21 protein-coding genes and 2 tRNA genes are annotated in these 16,507 nt (G+C 34.3%); 4 read left to right on the forward strand and 19 right to left on the reverse strand.

Annotated features, from left to right (window positions below):
• Positions 1-8: 8 nt before the first annotated feature.
• Entirely contained in the window at positions 9-416 is a 408-nt protein-coding gene (locus ACKI5C_RS03820) for a hypothetical protein (RefSeq protein ID WP_407431927.1), read from the reverse strand.
• Positions 417-506: 90 nt separating this feature from the next.
• On the opposite strand from ACKI5C_RS03820, the gene map reads away from it, so the two are divergent.
• Complete coding sequence (map, locus tag ACKI5C_RS03825) at positions 507-1,424, forward strand: type II methionyl aminopeptidase (RefSeq protein ID WP_407431889.1); 918 nt, start codon at positions 507-509, stop codon at positions 1,422-1,424.
• Positions 1,425-1,480: 56 nt separating this feature from the next.
• On the opposite strand, the gene frhB is transcribed toward map, so the two are convergent.
• From frhB to frhD (ACKI5C_RS03850), 5 genes are all read right to left on the reverse strand, one after another.
• Positions 1,481-2,332 (reverse strand): coenzyme F420 hydrogenase subunit beta, encoded by an 852-nt coding sequence (gene frhB, locus ACKI5C_RS03830; protein WP_296798983.1) that lies wholly within the window; start codon positions 2,330-2,332, stop codon positions 1,481-1,483.
• Between the two features lie 11 nt (positions 2,333-2,343).
• Complete coding sequence (frhG, locus tag ACKI5C_RS03835) at positions 2,344-3,198, reverse strand: coenzyme F420 hydrogenase subunit gamma (protein ID WP_407431890.1); 855 nt, start codon at positions 3,196-3,198, stop codon at positions 2,344-2,346.
• Positions 3,198-3,767: a coenzyme F420-reducing hydrogenase, FrhD protein gene (frhD, locus tag ACKI5C_RS03840; RefSeq protein ID WP_407431891.1), complete on the reverse strand. Its 570-nt coding sequence runs from the start codon at positions 3,765-3,767 to the stop codon at positions 3,198-3,200. The genes frhG and frhD (ACKI5C_RS03840) overlap by 1 nt, the downstream gene beginning before the upstream one ends.
• An 18-nt stretch (positions 3,768-3,785) precedes the next feature.
• Positions 3,786-5,012, reverse strand: a complete 1,227-nt coding sequence (gene frhA, locus ACKI5C_RS03845; RefSeq protein ID WP_407431892.1) for a coenzyme F420 hydrogenase subunit alpha — start codon at positions 5,010-5,012, stop codon at positions 3,786-3,788.
• Positions 5,013-5,389: 377 nt separating this feature from the next.
• Positions 5,390-5,953 carry a coenzyme F420-reducing hydrogenase, FrhD protein gene (frhD, locus tag ACKI5C_RS03850; RefSeq protein WP_407431893.1) on the reverse strand — a complete coding sequence of 188 codons (564 nt, stop codon included), beginning with the start codon at positions 5,951-5,953 and terminating at the stop codon, positions 5,390-5,392.
• Between the two features lie 152 nt (positions 5,954-6,105).
• Here frhD (ACKI5C_RS03850) and ACKI5C_RS03855 point away from each other — a divergent pair, with 152 nt between their 5' ends.
• The 3 genes from ACKI5C_RS03855 to ACKI5C_RS03865 all read left to right on the forward strand — a co-directional run bounded on the left by ACKI5C_RS03855 (position 6,106) and on the right by ACKI5C_RS03865 (position 7,004).
• Positions 6,106-6,612, forward strand: a complete 507-nt coding sequence (locus ACKI5C_RS03855) for an endoglucanase (protein ID WP_407431894.1) — start codon at positions 6,106-6,108, stop codon at positions 6,610-6,612.
• A gap of 187 nt (positions 6,613-6,799) precedes the next feature.
• Positions 6,800-6,874 (forward strand) — tRNA-Arg (locus ACKI5C_RS03860).
• Positions 6,875-6,930: 56 nt separating this feature from the next.
• Positions 6,931-7,004 (forward strand) — tRNA-Arg (locus ACKI5C_RS03865).
• 2 nt (positions 7,005-7,006) lie between these two features.
• On the opposite strand, the gene ACKI5C_RS03870 is transcribed toward ACKI5C_RS03865, so the two are convergent.
• From ACKI5C_RS03870 to trpC, 13 genes are all read right to left on the reverse strand, one after another.
• Positions 7,007-8,194, reverse strand: coding sequence for a TIGR00375 family protein (locus ACKI5C_RS03870; protein ID WP_407431895.1), 1,188 nt, complete (start codon positions 8,192-8,194; stop codon positions 7,007-7,009).
• A gap of 112 nt (positions 8,195-8,306) precedes the next feature.
• Positions 8,307-8,828, reverse strand: a complete 522-nt coding sequence (locus ACKI5C_RS03875; protein WP_407431896.1) for a DUF2112 family protein — start codon at positions 8,826-8,828, stop codon at positions 8,307-8,309.
• Between the two features lie 21 nt (positions 8,829-8,849).
• Complete coding sequence (locus tag ACKI5C_RS03880) at positions 8,850-9,620, reverse strand: proteasome assembly chaperone family protein (protein WP_407431897.1); 771 nt, start codon at positions 9,618-9,620, stop codon at positions 8,850-8,852.
• Positions 9,607-9,786 carry an RNA-protein complex protein Nop10 gene (locus tag ACKI5C_RS03885; protein WP_407431898.1) on the reverse strand — a complete coding sequence of 60 codons (180 nt, stop codon included), beginning with the start codon at positions 9,784-9,786 and terminating at the stop codon, positions 9,607-9,609. Before ACKI5C_RS03885 ends, ACKI5C_RS03880 begins: the two co-directional genes overlap by 14 nt.
• Positions 9,787-9,792: 6 nt before the next feature.
• A complete protein-coding gene (locus ACKI5C_RS03890) occupies positions 9,793-10,590 on the reverse strand; it encodes a translation initiation factor IF-2 subunit alpha (protein WP_407431899.1) in 798 nt (265 codons plus the stop codon).
• A 66-nt stretch (positions 10,591-10,656) separates the two neighbouring features.
• Positions 10,657-10,836: a 30S ribosomal protein S27e gene (locus tag ACKI5C_RS03895; RefSeq protein ID WP_042691937.1), complete on the reverse strand. Its 180-nt coding sequence runs from the start codon at positions 10,834-10,836 to the stop codon at positions 10,657-10,659.
• 9 nt (positions 10,837-10,845) lie between these two features.
• Positions 10,846-11,124 carry a 50S ribosomal protein L44e gene (locus ACKI5C_RS03900; RefSeq protein ID WP_296794498.1) on the reverse strand — a complete coding sequence of 93 codons (279 nt, stop codon included), beginning with the start codon at positions 11,122-11,124 and terminating at the stop codon, positions 10,846-10,848.
• Positions 11,125-11,366: 242 nt separating this feature from the next.
• Positions 11,367-12,323 (reverse strand): hypothetical protein, encoded by a 957-nt coding sequence (locus ACKI5C_RS03905; protein ID WP_407431900.1) that lies wholly within the window; start codon positions 12,321-12,323, stop codon positions 11,367-11,369.
• Positions 12,324-12,375: 52 nt separating this feature from the next.
• Positions 12,376-13,110, reverse strand: coding sequence for a proliferating cell nuclear antigen (pcna) (gene pcn, locus ACKI5C_RS03910; protein WP_407431901.1), 735 nt, complete (start codon positions 13,108-13,110; stop codon positions 12,376-12,378).
• Between the two features lie 79 nt (positions 13,111-13,189).
• Entirely contained in the window at positions 13,190-13,963 is a 774-nt protein-coding gene (gene trpA, locus ACKI5C_RS03915; protein ID WP_407431902.1) for a tryptophan synthase subunit alpha, read from the reverse strand.
• Positions 13,956-15,140, reverse strand: coding sequence for a tryptophan synthase subunit beta (gene trpB / locus ACKI5C_RS03920; RefSeq protein WP_407431903.1), 1,185 nt, complete (start codon positions 15,138-15,140; stop codon positions 13,956-13,958). Before trpB ends, trpA begins: the two co-directional genes overlap by 8 nt.
• Positions 15,133-15,735: a phosphoribosylanthranilate isomerase gene (locus tag ACKI5C_RS03925; RefSeq protein WP_407431904.1), complete on the reverse strand. Its 603-nt coding sequence runs from the start codon at positions 15,733-15,735 to the stop codon at positions 15,133-15,135. The genes trpB and ACKI5C_RS03925 overlap by 8 nt, the downstream gene beginning before the upstream one ends.
• Positions 15,728-16,504 carry an indole-3-glycerol phosphate synthase TrpC gene (gene trpC, locus ACKI5C_RS03930; RefSeq protein WP_407431905.1) on the reverse strand — a complete coding sequence of 259 codons (777 nt, stop codon included), beginning with the start codon at positions 16,502-16,504 and terminating at the stop codon, positions 15,728-15,730. The genes ACKI5C_RS03925 and trpC overlap by 8 nt, the downstream gene beginning before the upstream one ends.
• Positions 16,505-16,507 lie beyond the last annotated feature (3 nt).

Consider the following 16,507-nt stretch of genomic DNA (forward strand, 5'->3'; position numbering starts at 1 on the left):
AATTCCACCTATTTATTTGTTTTATTGAGCTTTTTCTCTTTAGCTTCGATCTCTTTAAGCATTTTTTCTAACTTTTTCTGTTCGGTTTGTGCTTCCAATCTTGCTAATCTTTCATTTATTTGGCTGTGTAAAAAACCAATCTCACTTCTTACATCATTAGTTGATTGTCTAATAGCTTTAAGAGAGTCTTGCTGGTCTTGAGGTAAAGGAATAGGATTGTCCATTAACCTTTTAGATTCTATGTCCTTTTCGACCATAGACATTTTTTTAAGTTGAATTTCTTTTTCAAGCATATCTACAGAGGTTCTAGCTTGAGCAACTTTTCTCCATTGGTAAACAATAATAATGAGAACTAATGAAACGATTAATAATATAATTAATAAAAACATTTGATCCGGAATTGCTGGAATATTCATATCCATAAGTTGACCTCCAATTAATAATTAAGATATAATAAATATTTAAATCTTATTAAATATAACATTTATTATTGAAAAGTGATAATTATGATTGACTCTTATATAAAATCTGGAAAAATAGTTTCAAAAATACGCTCAGATGCATCAGAAATGATAAAGGAAGGATGTTTGGTATTGGATTTAGTGGAATATGTAGAAGAAGAAATATTGAAACAGGGTGCAGGAATTGCATTTCCATGCAACGTATCCATTAATGAAGTTGCTGCCCATTACACATCCCCAATTAATGATAAAACAGTTATCCATGCAGGAGATTTAGTTAAACTAGATCTAGGAGCAGAAATAGATGGCTGCATTGCAGATTCTGCTGTAACAATAATGGCTGGAGGAAATATTGAAGAAAATTACTCCCAGGATGAAATAAACCTCCATGAAGAAATCATAGAGGCTTCAGCAGCAGGTCTTGAAGCGGCAATAGCAACAGTCAGAGCAGGAGTTGAAGTCGGAAAAATCGGAGCTGCAGTCCATGAAGCAATTGAAGACTTTAACCTAAATCCGATATTTAACCTGACAGGACACAGTTTGGAGCAATATAATTTGCATGCTGGAATTTCAATTCCAAACTATGACAATCATGACCCATTCGTTTTGGATGAAGGTCAGGCAATAGCTATTGAACCTTTCGCAACAAACGGTGCAGGATATGTTAATGATGGACCAGGACATTATATTTTCTCATATATGGCAAATAAGCCATTCAGAATGAAAAACACACAAAAAGTACTTAATTATATCCAAAACAACAACCAGTACCTGCCATTTTCAGGCAGATGGATAACTGAGAAATTTGGAGAAAGAAGAGGAAACATTGCACTCAAACAGCTTGCCGACGCAATGGCAATTTATCCGTATGCACCTCTCAAAGAGAAAAAAGGTTACTTTGTTTCACAAAAAGAACACACAGTAATTGTAGAAAAAGAAGGTTGTACTGTTACAACATTATAAGAGAGTTTACTCTCTTTATTACTATTTTTTAAAAAAAAGAAAAAAAAGAAAGAAGATTAGTAAATAGTAGGGATACGTACACCCATTTTAGCTCTTCTTTCACGTTCTGCAGTATTTTTGTCTTTTTTACCTTTAGCTAATTTTTCAAGTAAAGGAAGACCTGGTTTTACATCGTCCATTGGTTTGGTTTCAATAAGACCTGCATCAACTGCTGCTTTAAAGACACTTTCACCGTCGTCAGTTCTGACTAAAACAGTGGACCATCCGTCAGGTGATCCTACAGAACCGGTAGATACATCAGCCCATTCAGCAACGTAATCTTGACATACGTTACATCCAGCTTGTTCGTATCCGTGAGTTTCTTTAATAGCTAAACCTTTGTCTTCACCGTCTTTAGTTAACCAGAATTTACCTTTACCGATGTCCATTTTACTAGCTTCAGTTAAGGAGTCAAATCCTAATTTGGAAGTTGCAAAAGTATCAAGAGAAGCCATAGGGAAGTTTTCCATACAGTAAATACCGATGATTAAGTTTACTTTTTCGGTAACAAATCTGGTAAATGGATAAGCTTTAGCTTTTCTTAAACCTTGTACTTGACATGGAGTTGCAACTACACCGACTTTTTCAAGACCGTTTTGACGAACAGCATCTTTTAATGCAGATAAAGTTGGGGACATTGAGTATTTAGTTCCAGCAGCTGCGATAACTTCATCAGATGAAGTTACAACTGTAGGAATAGGTCTCCAATCATCATCAGGAGTTCCAGCAACAACAGCACCTTCAATGATACCTTCATCGATTGCGTAACATAATAATGCTGAAACAATTCCTCCATCTTGTGATACGTCTAAAATTTTACTATCAGTAGATCTTGCAGATACTGCTTCTTTATAAGTACCTAATGGCATATCCAATCCTCCTAAAGTCCTGTTTCCTTTTTAATTCTTCCTTCAGGTAACCATGATCTTGGACACATTACGTAACAGGTACCACATTTAATACATCTGTCTCTGTCACAGCTAGGTCTACCTTCAGAATAGCCCATTGCCCTTGTTGGACAAGCTAGACCACAAGTTCCACATCCAGAACATAATCCTTGGCGGACTACGTTTGTTAATACATCACAACCACATGCAGAGTTACATGCAGCTAAGTCCATTGCTGGTTTTAAGTAATCTAAGTCACCTTCACATACAGCAACGACAGTTTTTGCAATCATTTCAGGAGCTACAGGACATCCTGGAAGTACTGCATCAACTTTTACTAATGAACTGATAGGTAAGTATGATTCGTGTTTAGGTTGTGCTTGTTGACCACCACGTGCGTAGGTTGTGAAACAACCGGTAACAGCACAGGAACCGAATGCAACAATTAAACCTGATTTTTCTCTAGCAGTTAAAAGTTCGTGAACACTGTGTTCATCTTGTAAACAAACAGACCCTTCAATTAAACAGACATCCATTTCTGGCATTTCTTCAGCATAAGTACCATGGATCCATTTGTCGACTAAAGTTTGTCCGTATACAATATCAACCATATCAGTTAAAACAGTAGATAAAATGTCATAGTTTTCTGTTAAAGACATTGCATCACCAGTACAACCACTTAAGTGTATGTAACCAATACGTGGTTTGGATGAAGCAGCTTTAGTTTCTGCAGGAGCTGCTGCTTTAGGTTCTTCTTTTGCAGGAGCTGCTGCTTTAACTTCTTTTTCTACTTTTGGTTTTGCTGGTTCATTTGAACCGCCAAAAGCTTTTTTCAATTTGTCAAACATTATTTTACCCCGATTTCATTTAAAATAATATCTATAGCTTTAGGAATTGCCTTTTCTACAGGTTCCGTTAAACCCATATGAACATCCGGAGTTGGAATTTCTTTTGGTTTGCAACCAACGACAACAACCTCACATTTTTCTGAAATTTTTTGAAGAGGCTCTTCAACAGTCATTCCATGAGGATTGTCATATTTTCCTATTTTCATAATATTAGGATCAAATACCTCAACAGTTCCAGGTTCTGCCTGGAATTCCACAACATCCAAAACAATTAATTTTTTCCAGTCATATTCTTCATACAACGGGAAGAAATTGGAAGGAGCTGCAGTTCCACCATCAACAAACTGGACACCGTCAGGCAATGAAATACCTTCAAATTTTTCTTGAATTGTGTTTAAAATGTCTTTATCGAATTCATCTTCTACATAAGATGTAACAACAGGATCATAATAATCGTTGGTATCGTTAAAGTATTTCTGTAGAATATTTATGAGGATAGGACCGAATCCGTCATCCCTAAACAATATATTCCCACATCCAACTACAATGATATCCGAATTATAAGGCATTAATTATTTCCTCCAAACTTAGATTCTCACCATTTCATTTTTAAGAATGGATTTGTCTTCATCGTCAACTACCATTACATGAGTAGCACATGATAAACATGGGTCGTATGCTCTGATAACATGTGGACCGAACTCATGATGGAATCCTTCAGTTGCAGGACCCATAGTTGGAATGTTCCAAGTAGTTGGTACAATAGCAGAGTAGAATGCGGTTTTACCGTCAACAACTTTTGCCATGTGAGCATTGGTTCCTCTAGGACCTTCGATGATACCGAAACCGAGTTCTCCGGTTCCTCTAGGATCATAATCTGCTTTTGCAGAAGCTGCAGGGTCAATTGCATCTAATGCTTCTAAACATGCGTCGTAGTTTTTCAACATTTCGTCTGCACGTGCAACGTGTTGAGCGATTACACCTTTACCTTTGAATCCTTGGTATTTTTCCATCCTTGCTCTAGGACCAGTTTCAACATTTTGACCGTCCCATAAAGGAATTACGGAACATCCTCTTTTACCAATTTCTGGGTCATCATACCAGGTTTCAGGTAATACTTCAGAGAATTTGTCCATGTCGAAGTCGTTACTACCATAAAGTGGGTCAACAGCCATTAATGGTTGGTTAACAACACCTAAATCTTCAGGAATACCTAATTTTTCAGCACTTTCAGCAACACAGTTTTTGATTAATTCAATGTGTGCTTCAAGTTTTGGTTTAAGTGCAGTCATTCTTTCGATTAATCTATCTTTTGTGAATGGAGTAATGTTTCTAGCCATTCCACCTACTCTAATATCAGATGGGTGAATACCTTCACCAGCAATCATATCAACAACATATTGTACATTTTTTCTGATTTCACTTACACTGTCTACAGCAGTAACAAATTTGTCTTCTGGGACGAAATCTGTTGCAACTAAGAAGTGGTGAATAGCTGCACTGTTAATGTTATGAGCTGCTAAGGTAGCTTTTCTTAACAATTTACCTGCTTTAGGAATTTCAATTCCTAATGCCATATCCATTGCTTCTGCTGAAGCCAAAGTGTGTGGAATTGGACAAACTCCACAGATTCTTTGACATAATACAGGAGCGGTTTCAGGTGCCTTGTCAAGAACCATCTTTTCTAAACCCCTTACAGGAGTAATACTAAAATACATACCTTTTGTAACTATCCCTGCATCGTCAACTTCCATAACCAATTCGGCATGGCCTTCTTGACGAGTTGTAGGAGATATAACTACTCTATCTGTCAAATATGTCACCTTCTTTCGTAATTAAAAAATTTGTTATTTGAAATAACGATATATATATTTCTCTAATGTTATTAATAAGTGATACTTTAAAAATTAAATAGTAAACTTTAAATAATAAAAAATCTAAGCCCTATACTGCAAGGAAATCCATGATAAATAATGATAAATTAATAAATATTTTAAAAAATGTAGTAAAAAGTTTAGGTTAAACAAAAAGAATTAATGAATTAATCAAACCTTAAAATAATACATAAAAAACGAAAGTGACCACTTGCATTTTCCACGGAAAATATGCTTATTTTACAATAAAATAATAAAAAGTAATACTTTATAATAAATTTATATTACATGAAGTAATACTAAAATATAAAAAAATATTATTTAATTTCATTTAAAATCAAACGAATTGTTTCGGGAATCGCCTTTTCAACCTCTTCAGTTAATCCCATTTCAACATCCGGAGTTGATATCTCACCAGGCTTACATCCCACAATAACAACCTCACATTTCTCGGATAACTCATGAAGCGGTTCTTCAACAGAATATGTGTGGACATTTTCATATTTGTCCCTAGGCATCTCAAAAGGAGAAAATGTTCTAACTGATCCTGCTTCAGCGTCATAATCAACGACATCAACGACAATGACTTTCTCCCAATACTCGTCGGGAAGAGAAAATATGAAATGAGTTGCACCGTTTCCGGCATCAACAAACTTTACTTCACCAGACAAATCAACACCGCTGACAATGTCTTCAACTTCATCAAGCACTTCCTTTGAAAAGTCATTTTCAATATAGGAAATTACCACAGGATCAAAATCATCTTCAGTTTCATTTTCAAAATATTTTTCCAACAAATTTACAACAATGGGCCCATAGCCATCATCCTTGAAAAGAATGTTTCCACATCCAACAACAATAGTTTTTGCATGATAAGGCATTGAAAATCCTCCAAATATAATCTTATAGATTAATATAGTAAGTTTTATATAATATAACTGTTATAATTTTTGTATTAAATAACATTTAAGTAATAGAAATAAACATATATTCAATTAATTAGAAATTACAAAAATGTAACGGGGGTGCAATAATGGAAAAATCAAATTTAATAATTTCTATCATTATCGTGTTATGTATTGCAACTGCAGTTGCAGCTTATGGTATTATAAATAATCAAGATGCTATATTTTCAGATTTAGCTAGTATGGGTTCAGGTTCTGGAAATGGTGGACATGGTATTGGAAATAACACAACCCACAATGGAACAAATCCTTCTTCAGGCGGAAGTGGATCCGGTGGTGGGTCTGGTTCCGGCTCAGGTTCAGGTTCAGGATCCGGTTCAGGTTCTGGAAGTGGTTCAAGCTCCGGCGGAGGATCCGGTGGTGGATCTGGCGGAGGATCTGGTAGTGGTACAATCCACACAACTTCACAAATCCGTGCAATAGCAAATGATCATATCGGAGTGTCTGGATGTTATGCAGGAACACCATCATATAGTGGTGGTTACTGGTATGTCACAATCTACAACAGTACTGATGACAGTGCTGTAGACGGTTTTGTTATTAATGATGCAACCGGACAAGTAAGTAGGGGATAATTTCTCTACTACCTTATTTTATTTTTTTAATTAAGAGATACATTCACTATTTTTTAAAAAAAGAATTTTTTTCATGTGTGCTCAAAAAACAAATATTATTACATGGACAAAAATATAACATGACTACACAGATTACAATTAAATATATATAATAAGAAAAACAAAATAAATAAATGATGTTTATGAGGGGCCCGTAGCCTAGCCTGGATAGGGCGTCGGACTTCTAATCCGAAGGTCCCGGGTTCGAATGCCGGCGGGTCCGCTTTTCATGAAAACTACTTTTTTTAAAGATTTTATAAAGAAATTTAAAAATTTTTTGGGCTTGTAGCCTAGTCTGGAAGGGCGTAAGACTCCTAATCTTAAGATCGAGGGTTCAAATCCCTCCAAGTCCGTTTTAAAAATTATCCAAAGTAAGTACTTTAGGACTTTTTTCTTCTTTAACGGAAGATTTGAAATTAATTTCACCATATTTGCCTCCACCGCCAGGAGTAATATCAATTGTATTATTTCTAAACGCTTCAATCGCTTCAGATACTTTTGAATCTATTTTTTCAATATCAGAAATCTCAGCATTAATTAAAACATTTATTTCATTAGCAAAATTATCAACTAATTTTTGCCAGATGTTTTGAACGGTTTTTGTTGTAACTCCCTTGTCATAAACAGTGGAAATCAGCTCTGCAAGAGGCATCAAATGAATGTAAGGCGGTCTAAAATCAGGATGTTTTGGGGATTTAAAATCAGAAATTTCAAAAATCCTATAATCAACACCTTTTTTAATTCTTCCCCCACAGTCACATTTCATCTTATTTTTCTGGGCAATTTCGGGATCGATTATTTTAAAGCATTTGGTACATGCAGTCATGTGATACTTTCCCAGATTTGGAACAAGACCATAATTTGCTTTAATGTTTGAATGTTTAATTGCATACTTAATGGAAGAAAATGAAATATCTTCAAGCTCCATTTGATTAAATTCACGACCCAATCTGTGAGGCCATGGAGAATGTGCATCGGAATTACTTAAAAATGTAAAATCCTTTAATTCAGCAACAGTATCTGCCATATTTGTATCTGCAGACAGTCCCAGCTCAACAAAATCAACTTTAGCTCCATAACAATCATAAATACTATCAAAAGACTTATACATTCCTGTCCATGGAGTAAAAGCATGAGCAGGACCGATTAAACAATCATACTGGCGCACCAACTCTAGAATTTCAGCACCACCCAAATGGGTTTTGGGCCTTCCGTCAATGCCTTTGTTTTTAGATGGCAATTTTTCAGACAATTCCCTTGCAATATCAATATCGGGAATGATAATAAGATGATGAATCTTGTTTTTTCCCTCAATTTCAGTCGTTATGACAAAATCCATATCTTCTGTCGAATAGATTCCATCCCCCGAATAAGTGGTGGATTCCTCAATGATATCCAACCATTTGGGATGAAGACCATCTCCGGTTCCCATAAGGTTTAAACCTTTAAGTTTGGCTTTAGGAGCGATATTTTTAATCAGCATGTCCTTGGATGAAGCCATTGAAAAACAGCTATGAATATGAAAATCAGAATTGACCAACATGATAATATTATCTTTAAATTGATTTATTTAAAATTGATTACAAAAAAGATGATTAATTTCCCATACTAATGGTCAATTAAAAAAACATGATGATGATAAAAATTGTTCGATTTTAAAAAATAATTTTTTTAAAATCCTCCAATGAAACTTTTTCACTTTTATTTCTCAAATCAACATCCAAATCATCACCAATGGAAGAATTGAAATCTTTTAAAAATAGATTGACCTTGTCAATCAAATCAATAATTTCATCACGAGTGGTTGGATAAGCCAATTTTAAAACAGGAATATCCAACTGACTTACAATATTAACTGCTAATGAATGAGCATTATTACAGCCGTTACCGCAAAACAAAATCAGTTCGTTTAAAACATCATACATCGGCTCATAATTTGCTGGCCTTTGACCCAAAACTATTGCAGCATCAGCCTTATCCAGCAAAGGCATCAAAAGAGAAATACGACCACGAACGCCTGATGGAGTTTCGCTGGACATGTTAACTTTAAAATCAGGATTTAAATTCAGTTCATTATCATATTTGGAAAAATTAGTTGGAGACAAATATGTATGTCCATTCTTTTCAATCAGCGGCACAACAATCATTGCACCATCAGGAATAACAACAATATTCATAAAAAAATAAAAATTGGATAATTATCCAATATATCTTAAATCATCTGCATTTCCGGCATTGGCGCGATTAATTAAATCCTGTTCCATTTGCTGAGCTTGAGCCAACATTTGTCTGGTTTCTTCAGCTCTTTCATCAAGTTTTTCAGTGTTAATCTCGAAATTAAGCAAATCGGCCAATTTCAATAAAACACCTTCAGCAGATTCGGCATCAATAAAGTAACCTGGGGTTTCGCCCATTAAACAAGCACCATATATTCCTTTGCGCATTCCTAAACCTAAAAATAATGCTGAAGCACCAACGATTGCACCATCATTAGATCTCATTTCAACACCAACTTCCTTTAAAAGTTCGATGTGAGCTTCATCACTGGCAGCGCCCAAAACTCTTGGATTTTCAACAGGCTGTCCTGTAGGCACTCCACCTAAAGTGAAAATTCTAGAGATATTGAAAGGTTCTAAAAATTCTAAAATTTCTTGACAAACAATATACTGGCCATCAGGAGATAATGATTGAGTATTTCCACCAATTATAATAATATCCTGATTATTTTCACCTAAATCACGAATATAATACAATTCATTAACCATATTTTCAATCATACCCTCATCACCAACCAAAACCTGTGGCGGGAAAGTTGGAGAATAGATTTCTGCAAATTTGGTTGCGTTTAACTCATCAATCATATGGTCTGCAACTAATTTACCCACATGGCCAACACCAGGTAAGGCTTCAATGAAAATAGGATTATTTAACTCTACTTCTTCTAAAACAGTAATATCAGTGGCTTTCATTTTTTCCCCTTAATTCTTTTTTTAATATACGGCGATACTTTCCGTATTTATCCTCAATAGAAAATTTTGGAGGATAAATCACTTTCAAATCCCCATCGCATTTAGGGCATTTATCCTCTAAAGTATAAATTCCACATTCAGGACATCTATGCATTTTCATACTCATAAGAATCTAATCATCCAATTCTCTTAAAAATGATCCGTTACCATCAGATTCTTCAACAACAGCAATACATCTATCAGCAGCGGCTTTAAGTGCTTTTTCAGCAAGCAAATAATCTGTTGATTTGACAGTGATTCTGTATCTTGGAGCACCAACACACTGGACTTTGATTTCCTCTTCATCGTCACCATTATCTTCAGCAGCCTTGAGTGCTTCAATAATGATTTCGACTCCGTTAGGAACAAAAGTTTCTATATCAACATAACCATTAATATGAACTTCCGGAGGAGTAATATTCTTTTGTGCTACTTCTGTAATAGCATCAGCCCAATCTTGAGGGATTCCTTCTTCAGTTAAGGATTCAGCTCCTTCATCAGCTGCAGTTTCAAAAGCGCCATAAACATCACCGAAGATATCCATGAGCTCATAACCGACTTCATCATAAGCTTCATCCAGATTTTTGTCTAAAGACTTAGCGGATAATTCCAAGAACTTTTCAGCTTTTTGTTCGATTTTCCAATGTTGAATCTTTTTAGTTCTTTGGTCTTCACGGATTCTTTTTAAAGAAGCATCCACATGTCCTTTTTTAGGGTTTACTCTTAGAACACGGCATACAATCTTTTGATTTTCTCTTACGTGATCTCTAATATTTTTTACCCAACCAGCAGAGACTTCAGAAATATGAATAAAAGCTTCTTTGCCTTGATATTCTTCTAATTTAGCGAATGCACCATAGTTAAGAACTTTGTAAACAGTACCTACTATAAGTTCCCCTTCATCAGGCCATTCTCTACTTTTTCTTACCATGTAAAATCACCCCAAAAATAAGTAAAAATTAAAAAATAGTTAAAAATAAGTTAAAAACTAAAAAATTTAGTTTAAAACTTTTTCAATGTGTGCTGTGATTTTAGCTTTAGCACCACGAGATTTAACAAGAGTTTTACCACAAATAATACATTTAACATCAGATGCTGCGCGGTCAAAGATTATTTGTTCATTGTCACAATCTAAACATTTAACTTTTAAAAAGTTTCCTCTTCCTTTACTAACCATGTTAACCACCTATTTTGCTACAAATTCAGGTTTTCCTGTTCTGAAAGATTGTTTAATGTGAGATTTACCACATTCTTTACATTTAGCTCTTAAGTCTAATTTTTTAACCGGTTTGTTTCCAGCAGGTAAAGGCCTTGGATAACCTCTGTAACCAGCGGTAACACGTCTGAATTGTCTTTGTCCCCAAGTTAATTCACTAGCTTTTCTTTTTTTAGCAGTGTGGAGTTCGTGAATTGTATGTTTTTTACAATGAGGACAGTATGTCCTTTTTTCTTTTGGTATTTTCATATTTCCACCATTATATATTTTTTTATTTTAATACGCACTCAAAAGTGCTTAATTAAATAGTCATTATAAATCTAATTGTAAATTTATCTAAACTCAAGTTATATCAAAAAGTTAGAGATAAAAACTGCATAGTAACCGTTTATGTCTACAAACAGCAAAAATCCAAATTATAATAAATAATTTTTTAATATTACAAATAGATATGAGATATAGTTATATTATTAAGAGTATATAAAGTTATCTTATATTTTGACAAAACGGGCTTTTCTGTTTTTCACAAAAATATTTGCATTAATTTTTGGTAAGGTAACAATATCCTGTGACCTGAAAGGACCATAAACTTTTTCATCAATACCAACAATGGACCCGACATCATCCAAAACAAGAATAGTTACAATTTCAGATTCCCTTGTTCTTTTTGGGGCATCCAAATCAATAAACTGGTCATCAGGATCGATAATTTCAATATCATCCAAATCAGCCGGCCGATTGGAATCTTCTTTTTTAACTTCAGCTTTAGGAACTTCTTTTTTTACTTCTGTTTTGACTTTAGAATCAGCAACCTGTTTTTCAATAGGTTCCCTTACCTCATCAGTGATTACTTTAGCTTTGGAGATTTCATTAATCTTATTTAAAACCTCATCATCTTCATCATCCAATGATTTATCGACTTTATCTAAAATATCATCATCACTTTCCTCTTTACCCATAGCAACATCAGCAACATCACTTAATGAAGGAGCAGCATTGTCATCATCGGATTCATCAATAACATCATCTTCAATCACATCTGAAAGACTTTCTTTAGGAATTTCCTGACCTGAAATATTAAGCCTGTGATTTTTTAAAGTTTCAATTATGGAAAAGTAAAAGGTTTCCTCTTCAGGAGTTAAATTTAAAGGCATGGAATCTACCAAATCAAATTCCTGTTTTCCGGAAAAAAGATGATAAGACCTGTTCATGTTCAAGACAGCTACACTTGTAATTTTATGCTCACGTCTTTCACAAATTTCAGTAGCTATTCTTCTGGCCTCATTTAAAGTATTGTATACATCAGAGAATGGATCATCAATAGCGGATTGCTTTAACTCATTGAGATATTCATGAATATCCTTATAAAAAGTCTCTTCAACATGAGCTAATGTACCATTATCACGTTCTTTTTTCTGAATTTTACGCAATGATTGATATAAATCCACTTATTATCATCTCGGATGGTTTTTAAAAATAAAATAAGAAAAACAAATGAAATTATTCATCTGTTTCTAATCTAGGAGCAAGCAAGAAACTGAGTTTTCCATCGCCTGTAACCATGGTTAATGTTAAACTTAATGGCATGTCAGTACCTAAACTAATTTCGGCTTCCTCTGAAAATTTATCTGCTTTAAGCATTTCTCTAATCTTATCTAAAGAAAATAGAGATTTTGCATGTTCTTTAATATTTTCACCGTGAAGATATTTGATACTTGCATCACCAAATTCACCGTCTGCAGATGCAATAAAGTAATCTTCATCGACTTCTAGAGCAATTTTATCTGAAAATATTTCAATATCGTTGATTGAATCTTTTAAGATAGAGAAACGAACTTTAAATGATGTAGGATGATTGATTTGAGGAGGAGTAGGATTGTCGTACTCAATATCAATTAATCTTATTTTAAATGTTCTTGTTGCATCTCCTTCAAAAGTAATAATGAAATTACCTTCATCAACAGACATTAAAACTCTATCTTGAGATTTAGCCCTTTTAAGAACTCTCATAAACTCATCAGTGTCTATGTTAATCTTTTCAGGAACATCACAAACATATTCATCAAACAAACTTGCTTTGAGTTCTAAATGAACAAAAGTTATGTGACTACGGTCTAAGGCATCTAATCTCATACCTTCACTGTCAGTTTGGATTTGAACTTCATCAACAATTGATGAAATTGCATCAAAACTGGTTTTTAAAATACTAGAATCACTTAATTCAGCTTTAAACATAAATAATCCTCTAATTTTTAATCTTAAAAATTTTTGAATATTATTAAATAATATGTTAATTCTGTATTATAAATATTTCTTATTCAGCACATGCGTTTTTCATTTGAGACACATATTCTTTTAATGCATCAGCAGCATCCTCACCATGCTCTTCTATAATTTTAACAATAGCACTTCCAACAATTACACCATCAGCAATTTTAGATATTTCATCTGCCTGTTTAGGTGTGTTAATACCAAATCCAACAGCAACGGGCAAATCACAAACATCACGAATGTCTGAAATTATTGCATTTAAATCCGTTTTTATCTCTGAACGCATTCCTGTAACTCCTAGTGATGAAACTACATAAATAAAACCTGTAGCATCACGGGCAATTTTTTGAATTCTCTGCTTGGATGTTGGAGCGATGAGTGAAATTACATCAACATCATTTTTTAAAGCAATATCTGAAATTTCACCTTTTTCTTCAAAAGGAAGGTCCGGTGAGATTATTCCATCAATACCATACTCATTGCATTTTTTGAAAAACTCTTCATAACCGTAAAAGAATACCGGATTGATATAAGTTAAAAATACCAAAGGAATGTCCGTTTTTTGGCGAACTTTTTTAACTATTTCAAAAACATCATCTGTTGTCGTATTATGTTTTAGGGCACGGACATTGGCGTCCTGAATTACAACCCCTTCAGCCATCGGATCTGAAAATGGTATTCCAATTTCTATTAAATCACAGCCCGCTTCTTCCATAGCCAAAATATATTCTACAGTTTTTTCAACAGTCGGGTCTCCGGCAGTTAAAAAGCCTATGAATGCAGTTCCATTTTTAAATGCATTAGGTATTCTACTCATTTAAATCAACTCCTCTATACTCGGCTATAGACTTGACGTCCTTATCTCCTCTTCCGGATAAACAGACAATTATAATATCATCCTCATCCATTTCAGGTGCGATTTTCATTGCATGGGCTACTGCATGTGAGCTTTCAATAGCTGGAATAATTCCTTCCATTCTGGATAGATATTCGAATGCTTCTACCGCTTCCTCATCATTAATCGGGACATACTGGGCTCTTCCACAATCTCTCAAATATGCATGTTCAGGTCCAACACCAGGATAGTCCAAACCTGCTGAAATTGAATAAACAGGAGCGATTTGTCCATAATCTCCCTGATTGAAAATTGATTTCATACCGTGGAATATTCCGATTTTTCCGTTGGTAAGTGCCGCTGCATTATATGGAGTGTCAACACCTTTTCCTCCGGCTTCACATCCTATCAACTGCACTTCTTCATCATCAATGAAATTATAAAATGCTCCCATAGCATTACTTCCACCACCAACACAAGCTATTACCGCCGTCGGCAGTTTTCCTTCTTTTTCAAGAATCTGTTCACGGGCTTCGGCACTGATTACAGCTTGAAAATCCCTGACAATTTGAGGAAATGGATGAGGCCCCATTGTTGAACCAATTACATAATTTGTAGTACCTACATTAGCTATCCAATCTCTGAATGAATCATTAACTGCATCTTTTAGAGTTTTTGTTCCTGATTTAACTGAATGAACCTTTGCTCCAAGCAGTTCCATACGATAAACATTTAAAGCCTGCCTTTGAGTATCGATTTCACCCATAAAGACTTCACATTCCATATCAAGAAGTGCGGCTGCTGTTGCAGTTGCCACACCATGTTGACCTGCACCAGTTTCAGCAATTACTCGGGTTTTACCCATTTTTTTAGCTAAAAGCACCTGGCCCAAAACATTATTGATTTTATGAGCACCTGTGTGATTCAAATCTTCCCTTTTTAAGTATATCTTTGCTCCACCAAGATCCTGTGTCATTCTTTTTGCATAATATAATAATGATGGTCTTCCTGCATATTCCTTTAATAATGTATTTAATTCATCCAAAAATTCCGGATCGTTCATGTAATAGTTGAACTGCTCTTCAAGATAAATCAGTTCGTTCATTAGTGTTTCTGATATATATTGACCACCATACTCTCCATATCTTCCGTTAGTCATTTATTGCCTCCATGACCTCTTTTATTTTTATTTCATCTTTATAACCGTTAGTTTCTAAACTGCTGCTTAAATCAATAGCATAGGGATTGAATTCCTCAATGGCCAAGGCAATATTATCTACATTTAATCCTCCAGCCAAAAAGAATTCCTTTTTTAAATCTTTACGTATCAGCCGCCAGTCAAAAGTTTTTCCACTGCCTTTTCCACTGTCAAGCAAGAGATAATCTGCAAGTGAATCATCATATTCCAGCAAATCCTTTTCATCTGACATTTCAATAGCATTAATAATTTTTAGTTGATAGTTAGATTTTTGCTTTAAATTCTTAATATATTCTTCACTTTCGCTGCCGTGCAACTGTACAATGTCTATTGTCCCATCATCATATAACTTTAGAATTTCTTCAATGTCCGCATCAACAAAAACACCAACAGATTCAATTGATGAATCCAATTTTTTCTTCATATTAGCAGCTAAATCATGTGTGACTTTTCTTTTAGAATCTGCGAATACAAAACCAATATAATCAGGTTTATACTTGTTTACAATTTCAATATCTTCCAATCTTTTCAGTCCACAGATTTTGATTTTAACCATTTTTCAACTCCAAAACCTTAGCCTTTTTATCATCACTTTTCATTAAAGTTTCGCCTATTAAAACTGCATCAACATTATTTTCTTTTAATCTGGTGACATCTTCTTTTGATTTAATGCCGCTTTCAGATATAAATACAATATCTTCACCAACACATCTACGTAGATTAATACTATTTTCAATATCCACAGTGAAATCTGTCAAGTCACGGTTGTTTACACCTATAATTTCAGCACCTACACTTAATGCCTTCATGATTTCCGTACTGTCATGAACCTCAACAATAGCTGATAAACCTAAAGAGTGAGCCAAATCCAAATATTTCTTTAATTGCACTATATCCAATATAGCCACTATCAATAAGACAGCTGAAGCTCCCAAATATTTAGCCTGATAAATCATATATTCATCTATGACAAAATCTTTTCTTAAAATCGGAACGGAAACGTTTTGAGCAATTTCTTTTAAATAATCATCGTCTCCTTTAAAAAAGTAAGGTTCAGTCAATACAGATATTGCAGAAACGCCGGCTTCTTCATATTCCTTTGCAATCTGAAGGTAATCAAAATCCTCAGCAATCAAACCTTTTGAAGGAGATGCCTTTTTGACTTCTGCAATGATTGAAATATCATCACCCTGAAGTGCTTTTTTAAATGGGAAATCTTCGTTTATTTCCAAATAGGAAATTTCTCTTTTTAAATCATCTAAAGAAATAATAGATTTTTCAAGTTCAATACGCTCTTTTGTTTTTTCAACTATTTCATCTAACATAAA

Source organism: Methanobrevibacter sp. (assembly GCF_045646045.1).
Classification (GTDB): domain Archaea; phylum Methanobacteriota; class Methanobacteria; order Methanobacteriales; family Methanobacteriaceae; genus Methanocatella.

Bases quoted from the DNA above. Each gene is read 5' to 3' on its own strand.
- frhD (WP_407431893.1), bottom strand. From the start codon at position 5,953: ATGCCTTATCATGCAAAAACTATTGTTGTTGGATGTGGAAACATTCTT.
- trpA (WP_407431902.1), bottom strand. From the start codon at position 13,963: ATGAGTAGAATACCTAATGCATTTAAAAATGGAACTGCATTCATAGGC.
- ACKI5C_RS03875 (WP_407431896.1), bottom strand. From the start codon at position 8,828: ATGAATATTGTTGTTATTCCTGATGGTGCAATGATTGTTGTGCCGCTG.
- ACKI5C_RS03870 (WP_407431895.1), bottom strand. From the start codon at position 8,194: ATGTTGGTCAATTCTGATTTTCATATTCATAGCTGTTTTTCAATGGCT.
- ACKI5C_RS03890 (WP_407431899.1), bottom strand. From the start codon at position 10,590: ATGGTAAGAAAAAGTAGAGAATGGCCTGATGAAGGGGAACTTATAGTA.
- ACKI5C_RS03855 (WP_407431894.1), top strand. From the start codon at position 6,106: ATGGAAAAATCAAATTTAATAATTTCTATCATTATCGTGTTATGTATT.
- ACKI5C_RS03880 (WP_407431897.1), bottom strand. From the start codon at position 9,620: ATGAAAGCCACTGATATTACTGTTTTAGAAGAAGTAGAGTTAAATAAT.
- ACKI5C_RS03925 (WP_407431904.1), bottom strand. From the start codon at position 15,735: ATGGTTAAAATCAAAATCTGTGGACTGAAAAGATTGGAAGATATTGAA.
- ACKI5C_RS03885 (WP_407431898.1), bottom strand. From the start codon at position 9,786: ATGAGTATGAAAATGCATAGATGTCCTGAATGTGGAATTTATACTTTA.
- frhD (WP_407431891.1), bottom strand. From the start codon at position 3,767: ATGCCTTATAATTCGGATATCATTGTAGTTGGATGTGGGAATATATTG.
- trpC (WP_407431905.1), bottom strand. From the start codon at position 16,504: ATGTTAGATGAAATAGTTGAAAAAACAAAAGAGCGTATTGAACTTGAA.
- frhB (WP_296798983.1), bottom strand. From the start codon at position 2,332: ATGCCATTAGGTACTTATAAAGAAGCAGTATCTGCAAGATCTACTGAT.
- map (WP_407431889.1), top strand. From the start codon at position 507: ATGATTGACTCTTATATAAAATCTGGAAAAATAGTTTCAAAAATACGC.
- frhG (WP_407431890.1), bottom strand. From the start codon at position 3,198: ATGTTTGACAAATTGAAAAAAGCTTTTGGCGGTTCAAATGAACCAGCA.
- ACKI5C_RS03895 (WP_042691937.1), bottom strand. From the start codon at position 10,836: ATGGTTAGTAAAGGAAGAGGAAACTTTTTAAAAGTTAAATGTTTAGAT.
- pcn (WP_407431901.1), bottom strand. From the start codon at position 13,110: ATGTTTAAAGCTGAATTAAGTGATTCTAGTATTTTAAAAACCAGTTTT.
- ACKI5C_RS03900 (WP_296794498.1), bottom strand. From the start codon at position 11,124: ATGAAAATACCAAAAGAAAAAAGGACATACTGTCCTCATTGTAAAAAA.
- trpB (WP_407431903.1), bottom strand. From the start codon at position 15,140: ATGACTAACGGAAGATATGGAGAGTATGGTGGTCAATATATATCAGAA.
- ACKI5C_RS03820 (WP_407431927.1), bottom strand. From the start codon at position 416: ATGAATATTCCAGCAATTCCGGATCAAATGTTTTTATTAATTATATTA.